Here is a 15,147-nt window from a genome sequence, read left to right as displayed (position 1 = left end):
AATTAACATGTTAAAGGGAATTGAGGATAAGTGCATTATTTTTTTACAAAAAAATAATGTTGAGGTTTTTACACCCCAACATTTATTATAGAACCGTTATTTATTCTAACAATAATAGCGTTAGCACCATCTATTATTATGATGATGACTTCTTTTACTAGAATTATTGTAGTTTTGCATTTTGTTAGATCAGCCCTAGGTACACAACAAACACCACCAAATCAAGTGTTGGTTGGTTTAGCACTTTTCTTAACTTTTTTTATTATGTCTCCAGTTATTACCAATATTAATGAGCAAGCATTAAAACCTTATTCAGCAGGAGAGATTAATCAAGAGGAAGCCATAGAAATTGGTATTGAACCCTTAAGAAAGTTTATGTTAACTCAAGTAAATGACAAAGATTTGTCTTTGTTTTTAAGAATAGCAGAAATTAACGAAGTGAGTACATTTGATGATATTCCTACAAGTGTTTTGATTCCTGCTTTTATTATCAGTGAGTTAAGAGCTGCATTTATAATTGGTTTCTTAATTTACATTCCTTTCTTAGTCATAGATATGGTTGTTGCTTCAACGCTTATGTCTATGGGGATGATGATGTTACCACCAGTTATGATTTCTTTACCATTTAAGATATTATTATTTATATTGGCAGATGGATGGAGTTTGGTAATTGGAGAACTCGTTAAAACGTTTTATTAGTAAAAGGTGTGTGGAAAATGAATCAAGAGAGAGTAATTGACTTAGCGAAAGAAGCACTTATGTTAATTATTACCCTTTCTGGCCCATTATTGTTAATAGCTCTTGGTGTCGGTTTAATTGTTAGTATTTTTCAAGCAGTAACATCAATTCAAGAACAGACTTTAGCTTTTGTACCCAAAATACTTGGTGTTTTTTTTGGTTTGATGATATTAATGCCTTGGATGTTAATAACAATGGTAAATTTTATTACTAGGTTATATTCAAATTTTAATGCGTTTATATTAGGGTGATTATATGGAACAATTTATTAACCCGTTTTTTCAGTTAGATATTTTTTTGCTAATGTTAATAAGAATGGTTAGTTTTATCTCAGTAGTACCATTATTTGGTATAAAAAACATACCAGTTTATGCTAAGATAGGATTAGCCTTTTTTTTAACTTTAATATTATTTAACTTGGTACCTATACAACCAATCAATTATTTTGAAACGGTAATTGGTTATGCTTTTTTTGTTATGCAAGAAATTTTTGTAGGTTGGTTAATTGGTTTTGGTGTATTTGTAACATTCTCCATTATTAATTTAGCAGGTCAATTAATAGATCATAATATTGGTTTTGCTATGGTTAATGTCTTTGACCCATTAAGTCAAGTACAATTACCAGTTACAGCTAATTTTTATTATTATATTTTCCTATTATTGCTTATTACCACTAATATGCACTTTTATATATTACAAGGGATTATTGAATCATTTAAATTAATTCCTATTGGTGGCGTTTCAGTAAATCCAGCGTTATATACAACTATGATTAACTTCATAACAGATTACTTTGTAATAGCATTTAAAATTAGTAGTCCCATTTTTGCAGGTATTTTAATTGTTAATGTTATACTTGGTATTCTTGCTAGAACAGTACCTCAAATGAACATGTTTGTTGTGGGTCTGCCATTAAAATTAATAATTGGACTGACAATTTTATTAATTACAATCGGATTAATGCCAGCTGTTGGTGATTTTATTTTTTATAGAATGATACAAACAATGGATCAGTTAATAAGAGGAATGATGCCATGAGAAAATTTAAAAAACCCATTTTGAGTTATAATCTGCAATTTTTTGCTGATGGTCCTAGTGGGGAAAAAACTGAGAAACCAACATCTAGAAAAAGGGAAAAAGCAAGAGAAGAAGGTCAGGTAGTAAAAAGTATTGAGGTAAATACAGCTTTTTTATTAATTGCATTATTTGCTGCAATTAATTGGATAATACCTTCCATTTCCAGTAATATTATTCATTTTATGAATGATATATATTTAAAATTTAATGTAATTAATAATAATAATTTTTCTATTGATTTTGTAACAAAATTAATGATAGAGTCATTATGGTTGATACTTAGGTTAGTTGCACCTATCTTTTTAATAGCAGTGTTATTAGGACTAGGATTAAACTTTTTACAAGTTGGGTTTAAAATAACACCTAAAGCATTAAAACCAAAATTTAGCAAGTTAAATCCAATACAAGGGTTTAAAAAAATTTTCTCCTTAAGATCATTATTTGAGTTGGTAAAATCTCTTTTAAAGATTAGTCTTATATTGGCAATTGTTTATTCAACAATTCGTGGAAAAGAAAAAACTCTGCTTGTGCTATATGATATGTCACTGAATCAAATTATTGTGTGGACAGGTAGTTTAGCTATAGAAATAGGAATTAAAGTAGGCGTGTTTTTTATTTTTGTTGCTTTAGCTGATTATATTTATCAAAAGCTAAAGCATGAAAAAGAACTTAAAATGACAAAGCAAGAAATAAAAGATGAACACAAGATGACAGAAGGTAATCCTGAAATTAAATCTAAGATTAGGCAAAAAATGAGAGAGGCATCAATGAGACGTATGATGCAAGAATTACCTAAAGCAGACGTAATCATTACAAATCCAACACATTTTGCCGTTGCTATTCAGTACAATGCAGAAATATCTTCAGCACCATTGGTAATTGCAAAAGGAACAGATTTTGTAGCTGCAAAAATAAGAGAAAAAGCAACAGAAAATGGTATTGAAATTATTGAAAACAAGCCTTTGGCACGAACCTTATATTATACAGTAGATATAGGAGATGCAATACCAGAAGAATTATATCAAGCAGTAGCAGAGGTATTGGCCTTTGTATATAGCTTAAAACAAACAAATAACAGGGAGGCATAAGCACTATGAAAATAGGAGATATAGTAATTGGTTTATTTATAATATTATCTGTCGTATTAATGATCATACCGCTCCCTGCAGGTATACTAGATTTGCTTATAGCAATAAATCTATCTTTAGGTCTTATAGTTGTTTTTAATGCACTTTTTGCAAGAGAAGCACTAAATATGTCTTCCTTTCCAACCATATTATTGTTTGCTACAATGTATAGACTCTCTTTAAATGTATCATCAACAAGATTAATTCTTAGAGATGGTGAAGCTGGAAGTATCATTGAGACTTTTGGAGGGTTTGTTGGTGGGGGTAATCCAGTTGTAGGTATAATTATTTTTATAATACTTGTTATTATTCAATTTTTAGTAATAACAAAAGGTTCTGAGAGGGTTGCTGAAGTATCTGCGAGATTTACACTAGATGCTATGCCAGGAAAACAGATGGCAATAGATGCTGATTTAAACTCAGGTATAATAGATGAACATGAAGCAAAAGCTAGAAGACAAAAAATACAAGATGAAGCAAGTTTTTATGGATCAATGGACGGTGCTAGTAAGTTTGTAAAGGGAGATGCAATTGCTGGTTTGATTATTACATTTATTAATGTAATAGGGGGGATTACCATTGGTTCGATGAATGGAATGCCTATTGGAGAAGCAATGTCAATCTATACCACATTAACCATAGGAGATGGATTAGTAAGTCAGATTCCTGCACTTTTAATATCTCTTGCAACAGGTATCTTAGTTACAAAAGTATCAAAGGAAGCAGATGTAAGTCAGATTTTGATAGCACAGTTATTTAATGTACCAAAAGCATTGTATTTATCCGGTGGTGTTTTAATCATTCTTGGATTATTATCTCCATTGAATCCAATAATAATTGTAGGACTTGGTGCTATAATTATTATAGCTGGTAATAATATTGACAAGAGTTTGCAAATTCAATCTATAGAAGATGAAGTAGCAACAGGTGAAGTGGAAGCAGACGAAATTAGAAGGCCAGAGAATGTTGTTTCCTTATTACAGATTGATCCTATTGAATTAGAGTTTGGTTATGGTATCATACCTTTAGCAGATGTTAACCAAGGAGGAGACTTGTTAGATAGGGTAGTAATGATTAGAAGGCAAATTGCTCTTGAATTAGGTGCTGTTGTGCCAATTATACGTTTAAGAGATAATATACAATTAAATCCAAATCAATATATTGTAAAAATAAAAGGTGTTCAAGTTAGTGAAGGGGAAATACTCTTTGACCATTATATGGCTATGAATCCAGGTTTTGTTGAAGAAGAAATTGATGGTATTGAAACTGTTGAGCCAGCATTCAAATTACCTGCATTATGGATTACTGAAAGCCAAAGGGAAAAAGCTGAAACATATGGGTATACAGTAGTTGATCCACCATCTATAATAGCCACACACTTAACAGAAATCATTAAACAACACTTAGATGAGTTACTAACAAGACAAGATGTACAAACCCTTATCTCTAATGTTAAAGAAACCCATCCAACATTAGTTGATGAATTGGTGCCAAAACTAATGGGTGTTGGAGAGATTCAAAAAGTATTGCAACATTTACTTAGAGAGGGCATTTCAATTAGAGATTTGGTTACTATTTTTGAAACTTTAGCGGACAATGCTAGTATCAATAGGGATACGGATATACTTACTGAATATGTTCGACAAAGTCTAAAAAGAACCATTTCTAAAAAGTTTTTTACGTCAAATGAGACAACAAGTGTAGTTACCTTAGACCCAGCTATTGAGCAATTAATTATGGACTCGGTAAAACAAACAGAACAAGGTACATACTTAGCTTTAGATCCTGAAAAGACACAGTTAATATTAAAAGCAACAGAAGAACAAATAAATAGATTAGAGGAAGTTGGAAGACAACCAATTCTGATTACATCACCTATTGTAAGAATATACTTTAAGAAATTAACAGAAGAATACTTTAAAAATCTTATTATTATTTCATACAATGAAATAGAATCAAATATAGAACTACAATCAATAGGGATGGTGAGTATTAGTTGAAGTTGAAAAAGTATCAAGGCAAAAATGAAACAGAAGCAATGATTAAAGTAAAAGAAGAATTAGGGAAAGAAGCTTTAATTGTTAATATTAAAACCATTAAACCTAAAGGGTTTTATAAATTATTTAAAAAGCCTATTATTGAGGTTACAGCTGCAATTGATGAGTATGTTGATAAAAATAGAGTAGAAAAAAAGCAAGAATCTGATATACTTAATATAAGTGAACAAATACTTGCAAATAGGTTAGGAACAGAAAATAATGATGTTAAAGGGTTAGAAGAAAAAATAAATAGTCTTCATTCGATTTTTGAAAAACAATTTAACCAACAAAATTCTGATTCAGAACTTGAAACAAAACCTGAGATTAGTGAAAAACAAGTAGTAATAAAAACAATTTATAATCAACTTATTGATAATGAAGTTGATGAAATTATAGTCAATGAAATAATTAATGAAATTGAGCATTTCCAAGGAGATGACTTAGATGACATACTTCTTTTGGCGTATCAAAAAATAATTAAATTGCTAGATATGCCTAAAGTTATAGAAAAGTCTTTAAATGAAGATTGGGCTAAAAAAGTATTTTTCATTGGCCCTACTGGTGTAGGAAAAACAACTACAATTGCTAAGATTGCTTCTCATTATGTATTAAATGAGAATAAAAAAGTTGGATTAATTACGGCAGATACTTATAGGATTGCAGCTGTAGAACAATTGAGAACATATGCAAATATACTGTGTGTACCTATTAAAGTTATTTATGCTGCTGAAGAATTAGAAGAGGCAATAGATGAATTTAGTGATAAAGATATTATACTAATTGATACAGCAGGAAGATCTCATAAAAACGAAATGCAATTTGAAGAAATAAACAAATTAATACAAACTGTAGAGGAAAAAGAAGTATTTCTTGTTCTTAGCGCCACAACGAAATATAAAGATTTGATTAAAATAACAGAAACTTACTCTTTAGTCTCTAATTATAAACTTATATTCACAAAGCTTGATGAAACAACATGTTATGGAAACATACTAAACATTAAAAAGCGAACAGGAGCAAACCTTTCCTATGCCACATTTGGGCAAAATGTTCCAGATGATATTGGAGAAATTGATGTGCAAGAGATTGCTAAGCATTTATTAGGGGGCAATGAATGAAATGGATCAAGCTGCGCAATTAAGAAATATGATAAAGCAACAAAACCAGCATAAGACCTCTGCAAGAGTAATAACCGTTACTAGTGGAAAAGGTGGCGTGGGAAAAACAAATGTATCTGTTAATTTAGCAATACAATTTAAGAAAATGGGTAAAAGAGTAATTATTTTAGATGCTGACTTTGGATTAGCCAATATAGAAGTTCTTTTTGGCATAATTCCAGGGTCAAATTTGGGTGAAGTAATGTTTAATGGAAAAGAAATAAAAGACATATTAACACCAGGACCATTAGGTATTGAATTTATATCTGGAGGATCTGGTATTCAGGAACTTACAAACCTAGGCAAAGAACAACTATTTTTTTTATTACAAAAATTAAATGAAATAGATTATTTAGCAGATATTATTATTATTGATACGGGTGCAGGTATATCAAGTAGTGTATTAGAATTCGTTTTAGCAAGTAAAGAAGTATTGCTTGTATCAACACCAGAACCAACGTCTATAACGGATTCATATGCATTACTTAAAGCCTTAAAAAAACTAGATACCTTTGATCAAGAAAATACTTCAATTAAAGTTATTACCAATAGAGCCTCATCTGTAAAAGAAGGAGAAAATGTTTATTCTAAACTCAATGTAGTTGTAAACAAGTTTCTAGATATGAAAATTGAGCATTTAGGAATCGTCCCACAAGATCAGAACCTTCAAAGAGCAGTAATGGAACAAAAACCCATATCTTTATTATACCCAAACTCAAGTGCTTCTAAGGCTTTTAAAGAAATTGCAGAGAAATTATTAGAGGTAGAACAGGATCGTCAAACAGATAAAAATAGTATGTCTCAGTTTTTAACAAATTTTATAAAAATAAAAAAACTTTTTAAATAGGGTGGGGGTCTATTATGATTAGTAAAATTGTATCATTAGGTGATAAAATTGATATTACTGTGGTAGATAAAAATAAAAACCATAAGAATTATATCAGTCAAGTATTAGAAATTCTAGACGAAAAATCTTTAAAAGTAGCAACACCAATTGAGGGTGGGAAAATTATTCCACTTACAGTAGGTGAAGAATATAGTATATGTTTTTATTCAAAAAATAGTTTATACAAATCAAAATTTAAAGTAAAAGACAGAAGTAAGGAAGACAATCAACATTTTACTTTGATTGAACTCCTTACTTCGTTACAAAAACACCAAAGAAGAAAATTTTATAGATTAAACTGTGTGTTAATGTTCCAATATAAAAAAGAAGAAAAAGATGCTACTTGGCACGAGGGAACAATTAATGATTTAAGTGGTGGAGGATTAAGAATAACTTCAAAAGAAAAGCTTAAAGTTGATGATTTAATCGTATGTAATTTAAGCTTATGTTCCAATAATAAAGAAATTAATTTAGCAGTTGAAGGAAAAGTATTAACAGCTAATGACTTGTATATTGAAAAAGATAGAAAATATGAATATAGAGTGCAATTTGAAAACATTGACATAGAAGATCAAGAACAAATAATAAAATTTATCTTTGAGGAAGAAAGAAGACAAAGAAAGAAAAACAAAGTATAAAATATGTTTATCTTCCTATTGATAACTTTCATCTGGACAAAATAAGACAGGAAAGGAGATTAATATGGAAAAAAGTAAAAAAATCGCAGTAATTGATGACTCTGCATTTATGAGAAGGGTATTATCTGATATACTAAATAATGATGAGACATTTACAGTTGTCGGCACTGCAAATAATGGTGTTGAAGGCTTAAAGTTAATTGAGAATAAAAGACCGGATGCTGTTATTTTAGATATTAATATGCCGGTTATGGATGGCCTTGAAATGTTAAGTCAATTACAAAAAAAACCATATATTCCTGTGTTAGTTGTTAGTACTATAACAACTAAAGATGCTATTGAAACAATCAGAGCACTTGAAGGTGGTGCCTTTGATTTTATAGCAAAACCTGATAATCTTTTTAGCATGAAAAATAACGATTTTATAGATATATTTAAAGAAAAATTAACATTAGCTATAGAATCAAAAAAAGTAGAGAGTAATATTGGAAAGAGTTTTAGTATGAATTACGTAAAAAACAAAGGGAACACAAATAAAAAAAACAATAAAATTGTTGCATTAGGGTGTTCAACTGGAGGACCAAAAGCATTACATAATATAATACCTTTATTACCAAAAACATTAAATTCAAGCGTCGTTATTGTTCAACATATGCCCAAAGGTTTTACAAAATCTTTAGCAGATCGTTTAAATGAATTAAGCCAAATTAATGTAAAAGAAGCAGAAGATGGTGAAATTTTGCAAACTGGAACGGTTTATATTGCTAGAGGTGGAAATCATATGTTAATTAAAAAAGAACAAAACCATCATATTATTAAATTAAGTGATAGTGAACCTAGACAAGGACATCGACCATCGGTAAATAATATGATGGAATCTTTAATTGACTGTGATTTTGACGAAATAATTGGGATTATCTTAACGGGAATGGGTTCTGATGGGACTGAAGGTCTAAAATTGCTTAGTGAAACAAAAAAAGTTTATAATATTGTACAAAACCAAGAAACTTGTGTGGTATATGGTATGCCTAAATCAGTAGTGGAAAATGGCCTAGCTGATGAAATCGTACCACTTGAGAATATCCCAGAAATCATAATAAATAAAGTGGGGGTGCTTTAAAATGGATATAAGCCAATATCTTGAAATATTTATTGAAGAATCAAGAGAACATTTGCAAAATTTAAATGAATCACTATTAGCACTAGAGAAAACACCAAGTAATATTAATCTTGTTAATGAGGTATTTAGAGCAGCACATACATTAAAAGGTATGGCGGCAACTATGGGTTATAAAGGAACTCAAAAATTAACCCATGATATGGAAAATGTATTGTCAGAGATTAGAAATGGAAAGATTAGTGTTACACCAAATTTACTAGATGTATTATTTCAATGTCTAGACGCTCTAGAAGGTTATTTAGATACAATTATTAATACTGGCTCAGAAGGTGAAAAAGATACTGAAAAAATAATAATAGCACTTAATAAGATTTTAGATGGTGAAACGAATAATAGTGTAGAGAAAGAAAGTAATACTGTAGAAGAAGTACAAACAGTTGTAATTAACGAAAGTGATTCTAAAAGAAAACATAAAAAGTTAGGAATTACAGATTTTGAAGAAAATGCAATTCTAAAAGCATATGAAGATGACTATAAAGTTTATGGACTAACAATTTTTATTCAGGAATCCTGTATTCTAAAATCAGCAAGAGCCTTTATTATATTTAGAACACTTGAAGGACTTGGACAAGTTATTAAATCAAACCCATCTGTACAAGATATTGAGGATGAGAATTTTGATAATGATTTTTCCGTTTTTTTAGTATCTAGTGAAAGCGAAAGTAAAATAGTAAATGACATAAATAGCATAGCTGAGATTGGGGAAGTTTTAATTGATGAAATAGTTGTTGGAGAGCAAGAAAGACAAATCCCAACTGAATCAAATGAAACAGTACAGGCTGAATTAGATGTTAATTTTGAGCAAGAAAGCCCATCTGACAAAGGACAACAAAGTACCAAACCTAAAACCAATAGAACGGTTAGGGTAGATATAGAGAGACTAGATAATTTGATGAATTTAGTTAGTGAGCTTATCATTATTAAGAATGGTCTAGAAACAATAGATTTAGACAATCAAAATCAAAACTTTAACGAATCCATTGAATACTTAGAAAGAGTTACAACCAATTTACATGATGCTGTTATGAAAGTTCGAATGGTACCTATTGAAAGAGTATTTAATAGATTCCCAAGAATGATTAGAGATTTATCAAGAAAATTAAATAAAAGTATAGAGCTTTATATTTCAGGTGAAGATACAGAATTAGATAGAACAGTTATAGATGAAATTGGGGATCCACTTGTTCATTTACTTAGAAATGCTGCTGATCATGGACTAGAAATACCAGAAGAAAGAAGAAAAGCTGGTAAAAATGAAACAGGTACTGTTAATTTAAAAGCATACCAAGATGGCAATAATGTTGTCATAGAAGTAGAAGACGATGGAAATGGTATAAATGTAGATAAGATTAAGAAAAAAGCCCTTGCTAATGGTGTAATTACATCTGAAGTAGCTCAAGGAATGTCGGATAATGAAGTGATTCAACTATTGTTCCAACCAAGTTTTTCTACTGCTGATCAAATTTCAGATGTTTCAGGTAGAGGTGTGGGACTTGATGTTGTTAAAACGAAAATCGAAGCCCTTGGTGGAGATATTGAAGTAAGAACTGAATTAACTAAAGGAAGTAAATTTATCATAAGATTGCCATTAACTTTAGCTATTATTCAAGCTTTAATGGTTAACTTAGGTAATGAAAAATATGCAATACCTTTGAATACAATACAAACCATTGAAGACATTAAAATCAATGAAATAAAATATGTACAATCTAAAGAGGTTATTCACTTAAGAGGTAATGTTATCCCACTTGTAAGATTAGGAAACATGTTACAAGTAGATAATCTTGATCTTGAAGAAAGAGAACATATTACGGTTGTAATTGTAAATAAAGGTGATAGAAAAGCTGGTTTTGTTGTAGATAGCTTGATTGGACAGCAAGAAATAGTAATTAAATCATTAGGAAAGTATTTAAGCAATATAAAAATGGTTGCTGGTGCAACAATACTTGGCGACGGAGAAGTAGCTTTAATATTAGATATAAATACTTTAGTATAATGGGGGTGTTTTTATGAGCAAATCAGCAAACAAACAATATATAATTATAAAATTTGATAATGAGCAATATGGAATAAATATTAAATACGTTCAAAATATTGTTAGAATGCAAAGAATAACAAGAGTGCCTAAAGCACCTGATTATTTGAAGGGGGTAATTAATCTTAGAGGTGAAATTATTCCTGTGATGAGTCTAAGAAATAAATTTGAGCTAGAGCAAGATCAGTTTACAGATAAAACAAGAATAATAATTGTTAAGCTTGAACAAGGTGATATGGGATTAATAGTTGATGAAGTTAGAGAAGTAGTCCAATTGGATACTAGCTTAATAGAAAAAAATAATTATGACATTAGTAGCGAAAAAGCTAACTTTTTATCTGGAATTGGCAAATCAGGAGATGAATTAATATCATTATTAAACCTTAATGCAATAATAAATAATTAGGAAAGGAAGTTTTCTAATGAGTGATAAGATGGATTTTAATGAGCTTAATGAAATACATATTGATATGTTAAAAGAAATTGGGAATATTGGTGCTGGAAACGCAACAACAGCACTTTCTCAATTAATTAATAAAAAAATTGATATGGGAGTACCAAAAGTAAATATTCTAGAGTTTAAAGATTTATCTGAAATACTTGGCGGTGCTGAAAATCCTGTTGTTGGGATATTACTAAATGTAGAAGGTCAAATTAATGGTATGATGATGTTTGTATTGCAACAATCATCTGCCCATAATTTAGTCAACTTACTTATGGGAAGAGACTTAGATGATTTTACTGAATTTACAGAAATGGATTTATCTGCATTAAATGAAATAGGTAATATTATTGCAGGCGCATATTTATCATCGTTGTCTAGCTTGACTGAATTAAAAATAATCGCATCTGTCCCATACATGGCTATGGATATGGCAGGGGCTATACTCAGTGTTCCAGCCATAGAATTTGGTAAAGTTGGTGATAAAGCTCTATTAATTCAAACTGACTTTGGCAAAGGAAAAGAAGAAGTAAAAGGATACTTTATTTTGATTCCAGAAATGGAGTCATACAATATTATACTAAATACTTTAGGAATAATGGGTTGATTAATATGGCAGAAACAATAAAGGTTGGAATGGCTGATTTAAAAACTTGTATGGCACCAAATATTTTAACAACGCTGGGATTAGGATCTTGTGTAGGGATAGTACTTTATGATCCATTAAAAAAAATATCTGGATTAGCTCATATAATGCTGCCAGATAGTACACAAATTAGAAATAATGATAATAAGGCAAAATTTGCAGACACAGCTATAGATGTGTTGATAAATGAAATGGTAAATATGGGAGCCAAAAAGGATAGATTAGTTGCAAAACTTGCCGGAGGCGCTCAAATGTTTGCCTTTAGCTCTACAAATGACTTAATGAGAATTGGTGAGAGAAATGTAGAAGCATCTAAGCGCATATTGAACCAATTAGGCATTAAAATTTTATCGGAAGATACAGGAGCTAATTATGGTCGTACAATTGAGTTTTACTCTGAAAATGGTGACTTATTAATAAAAACCATAGGAAAAGATTCTAAAATAATATAGTGATTTGGGATGATATTATGAAACTACGTCTAATTCAAGTATTTATTATGCTATTAGGGGGCTTAATTACTTGTGTTATAAGTATTATTAATAATTATTCTTTGGATTATTCATTACAGATATTGTTAGTCGTTCTAATAATCTTCTATTTCATTGGATTATTAGCACGTCTCTCTTTATTAAGAATAATTAAGAATAAAAAGCTAAATAATAAATTAGATAATACTGAAGTTATTGATGAACTAAATAATAAAGAGAATAAAGCATAATACTCTATTCGGAGGCGTCTATGGACGATGTAAATAAAAATAATTTATGGGAATTATATAAAAAAACAAAATCAAAAGAAATTAAAGATCAATTAATAATTGAATATGCACCTTTAATTAAATTTGTTGCAGGACGCTTAAGTATGTACTTAGGTAACAATGTTGAATATGAAGACTTGGTAGGTTATGGTGTTTTTGGTTTGATTGATGCTATTGACAAGTTTGACTATTTAAAAGGTGTAAAATTTGAAACATATGCCAGCTTGAGAATAAGAGGGTCTATTATAGATCAAATTAGGAAAATGGACTGGATACCTCGCTCTCTACGGCAGAAACAAAAGAAAATAGATGAGGCATTCTACACATTAGAGAATAAACTAGGTAGGCAAGGAACTGATGAAGAAATGGCAGAAGCATTAGAATTGTCCGTTGACCAATATCACGATTGGTTAGGAAAAACAAAAATGCTTAATATGGTTTCTTTAGATGAATTTATTGAACAAGGATACGAATCCAATATAACCTCGTCAAAAAAAGATTTACATTATGACCAACCAGATAAAATCATACAAAAAGAAGAATTGCAAAAAGCTTTAAAAGAATCTATTGAAGGGTTAACTGAAAAAGAAAAGAAAGTTGTTGTTTTATATTACTTTGAAGAGCTAACTTTAAAAGAAATTAGTTATATTTTGGAAGTATCTGAATCTAGAATTTCCCAACTTCATACTAAAGCACTACAAAAGATGAGATTAAAATTAGGTGAATTTAGTGATATAATAATGTTATAATACAGACATAACTTTGATTTGGAGGATGTATGGGGATGGATATTTATGATGCTTATTTTGAAATTATAGTAAAAGATAATGAAGGTACTTTCTTGAAGCTCTTTCCAAGAAAGGATAATGGCAGTGATATAGATATCAATAAAGTTTTTAAAACCCTTGAGAGCAAAGGGCTGACAGAATATAATGCTGATATTATTAAAGAGTCAGTAAAAAACCTTGAAGATGAAAAAGAAATTAAAATATCAACGAGTATTATAGGTAATGTTAATGAAAGTTTTGAAATTAATATTTCTAAAGATAGATTAGAAGCGTTTATAAGATTTTTTCCACCAATCGGAAATGGTGAAAAAATTACTAGAGATTTTTTAATTAGTGAGTTAGATAAAAAAAATATTATATTTGGTATTGACATAGAGCTTATAAATCAAATTATAAAAAATAAAGAGTACTATAAAGATTATATTATTGCCAAAGGAAAAAAAGTAATTGATGGTATTCAACCTGAAATTAACTATTTTTTTTCATTGAATTTAGATGGTAAGCCTATGGTAAATGAAGATGGATCTGTAGATTTTCATTCTTTAAATATTATTAATAATATTAAAAAGGATGATTTGTTAGCACAGCTTATTCCAGGACAAGAAGGTGAGACTGGAACAGATGTATTAGGAAATGAAATAAAACCTAAAAAAATAAAGCCAATGGTTCTAAAATACGGAAAAAATGTAAGAATTTCTGATGATAAATTAAACTTATATGCTGAAAAAGATGGTTTTGTAATCGTTGAAGACGATAAAATCGTGGTTTATGATTGCTATGAAGTGGCTGCAGATGTGGATAGCTCTACGGGAAATATTGTATTTGATGGTACAGTTATAATAAAAGGAAATGTAAGAACTGGCTTTACTATTAAAGCAAAAGGTGACATAGAAGTTTATGGTGTTGTTGAAGGTGCAACCCTTATTAGTGAGAACCAAGTGATATTAAGACGTGGTATGCAAGGTATGGGAAAAGGCATTATACAAGCTAAAGGCAATCTTATATCTAAATTTATTGAAAATTCTACTGTTAAAGTAGGCGGCTACATACATAGCGATGCAATACTACATAGTAATGTTACTGCAAAAGGCGAAATCATTGTTGAAGGTAAAAAAGGAATGGTAACTGGTGGAGAAGTTCGATCAGGTGTAGAAATTAGAACTAAAATTCTAGGATCACATATGGGAACAATCACTAATGTTGCAGTTGGTATAGATCCATCAGTTGTTGATGAGTACAATCAAATTAATAAAGAATTAATAGAAATTAAAGAAGAAATGAACAAAATGGATCAAATTATAAACCTTCTTAAAACTCGACAAATTAAGAATGGTACATTAGAGCCTGATAAAATCCAAATGTTACAAAATGCAACTAGAAATAAAATTTTCTTAGAAGGAAAATTGAAAACAAGTAATAGAAGATTTGAAGAACTCTCGGAAGAATTAGAAAACAAAAATGCAGGTAGAATAAAAGTAATGAATATTATTTATCCAGGGGTTAGAGTTACTATTGGTAATGTTAAATATTTTATTAGAGAAGAACAGAAGTACTGTTCACTATATAAAGACGGTGCAGATATCAAAATAGCTTCTTATGTATAAGTTAAGTTATTAGGAAAGAGAGATGATGAT

General features: G+C 29.8%; 15 protein-coding genes and 1 pseudogene. All 16 read left to right on the top strand.

The features are described from left to right. Window positions 1-87 precede the first annotated feature (87 nt). A pseudogene (fliP, locus tag EDC18_RS08150) lies at window positions 88-699 on the top strand (flagellar type III secretion system pore protein FliP); the annotation flags it as partial. Window positions 700-716: 17 nt separating this feature from the next. Beyond that, complete coding sequence (gene fliQ, locus EDC18_RS08145; RefSeq protein WP_132252048.1) at window positions 717-989, top strand: flagellar biosynthesis protein FliQ; 273 nt, start codon at window positions 717-719, stop codon at window positions 987-989. A 4-nt stretch (window positions 990-993) separates the two neighbouring features. Then, on the top strand, window positions 994-1,776 hold the full coding sequence (gene fliR, locus EDC18_RS08140; protein WP_132252046.1) for a flagellar biosynthetic protein FliR: 783 nt from the start codon (window positions 994-996) through the stop codon (window positions 1,774-1,776). Further along, window positions 1,773-2,903, top strand: coding sequence for a flagellar biosynthesis protein FlhB (flhB, locus tag EDC18_RS08135; RefSeq protein WP_132252045.1), 1,131 nt, complete (start codon window positions 1,773-1,775; stop codon window positions 2,901-2,903). The genes fliR and flhB overlap by 4 nt, the downstream gene beginning before the upstream one ends. Window positions 2,904-2,908: 5 nt before the next feature. Further along, window positions 2,909-4,942: a flagellar biosynthesis protein FlhA gene (flhA, locus tag EDC18_RS08130; RefSeq protein WP_132252043.1), complete on the top strand. Its 2,034-nt coding sequence runs from the start codon at window positions 2,909-2,911 to the stop codon at window positions 4,940-4,942. Beyond that, window positions 4,939-6,099 carry a flagellar biosynthesis GTPase FlhF gene (flhF, locus tag EDC18_RS08125; protein ID WP_132252042.1) on the top strand — a complete coding sequence of 387 codons (1,161 nt, stop codon included), beginning with the start codon at window positions 4,939-4,941 and terminating at the stop codon, window positions 6,097-6,099. Before flhA ends, flhF begins: the two co-directional genes overlap by 4 nt. Window position 6,100: 1 nt before the next feature. Further along, window positions 6,101-6,985 (top strand): MinD/ParA family protein, encoded by an 885-nt coding sequence (locus EDC18_RS08120; RefSeq protein ID WP_132252040.1) that lies wholly within the window; start codon window positions 6,101-6,103, stop codon window positions 6,983-6,985. 14 nt (window positions 6,986-6,999) lie between these two features. Further along, window positions 7,000-7,662, top strand: a complete 663-nt coding sequence (locus EDC18_RS08115) for a flagellar brake protein (protein WP_132252038.1) — start codon at window positions 7,000-7,002, stop codon at window positions 7,660-7,662. A 64-nt stretch (window positions 7,663-7,726) separates the two neighbouring features. Continuing rightward, a complete protein-coding gene (locus tag EDC18_RS08110; protein ID WP_132252036.1) occupies window positions 7,727-8,782 on the top strand; it encodes a protein-glutamate methylesterase/protein-glutamine glutaminase in 1,056 nt (351 codons plus the stop codon). 1 nt (window position 8,783) lies between these two features. Beyond that, window positions 8,784-10,838 carry a chemotaxis protein CheA gene (locus EDC18_RS08105; protein WP_132252034.1) on the top strand — a complete coding sequence of 685 codons (2,055 nt, stop codon included), beginning with the start codon at window positions 8,784-8,786 and terminating at the stop codon, window positions 10,836-10,838. 13 nt (window positions 10,839-10,851) lie between these two features. Beyond that, entirely contained in the window at window positions 10,852-11,283 is a 432-nt protein-coding gene (locus EDC18_RS08100; protein WP_132252032.1) for a chemotaxis protein CheW, read from the top strand. Window positions 11,284-11,299: 16 nt separating this feature from the next. After that, complete coding sequence (locus EDC18_RS08095) at window positions 11,300-11,926, top strand: chemotaxis protein CheC (RefSeq protein ID WP_132252030.1); 627 nt, start codon at window positions 11,300-11,302, stop codon at window positions 11,924-11,926. Between the two features lie 5 nt (window positions 11,927-11,931). Then, window positions 11,932-12,417 (top strand): chemotaxis protein CheD, encoded by a 486-nt coding sequence (locus EDC18_RS08090; RefSeq protein ID WP_132252028.1) that lies wholly within the window; start codon window positions 11,932-11,934, stop codon window positions 12,415-12,417. 17 nt (window positions 12,418-12,434) lie between these two features. Then, window positions 12,435-12,686, top strand: coding sequence for a hypothetical protein (locus tag EDC18_RS08085; protein WP_132252026.1), 252 nt, complete (start codon window positions 12,435-12,437; stop codon window positions 12,684-12,686). A gap of 20 nt (window positions 12,687-12,706) precedes the next feature. Next, window positions 12,707-13,474, top strand: a complete 768-nt coding sequence (locus EDC18_RS08080) for a FliA/WhiG family RNA polymerase sigma factor (RefSeq protein ID WP_132252025.1) — start codon at window positions 12,707-12,709, stop codon at window positions 13,472-13,474. 29 nt (window positions 13,475-13,503) lie between these two features. Continuing rightward, complete coding sequence (locus EDC18_RS08075; protein WP_132252023.1) at window positions 13,504-15,117, top strand: flagellar assembly protein A; 1,614 nt, start codon at window positions 13,504-13,506, stop codon at window positions 15,115-15,117. Window positions 15,118-15,147 lie beyond the last annotated feature (30 nt).

It is taken from the genome of Natranaerovirga pectinivora (assembly GCF_004342165.1).
GTDB lineage: Bacteria > Bacillota > Clostridia > Lachnospirales > DSM-24629 > Natranaerovirga > Natranaerovirga pectinivora.
Note: the sequence above shows the minus strand (reverse complement) of the source record. Positions and strands in the feature narration are given on the sequence as shown.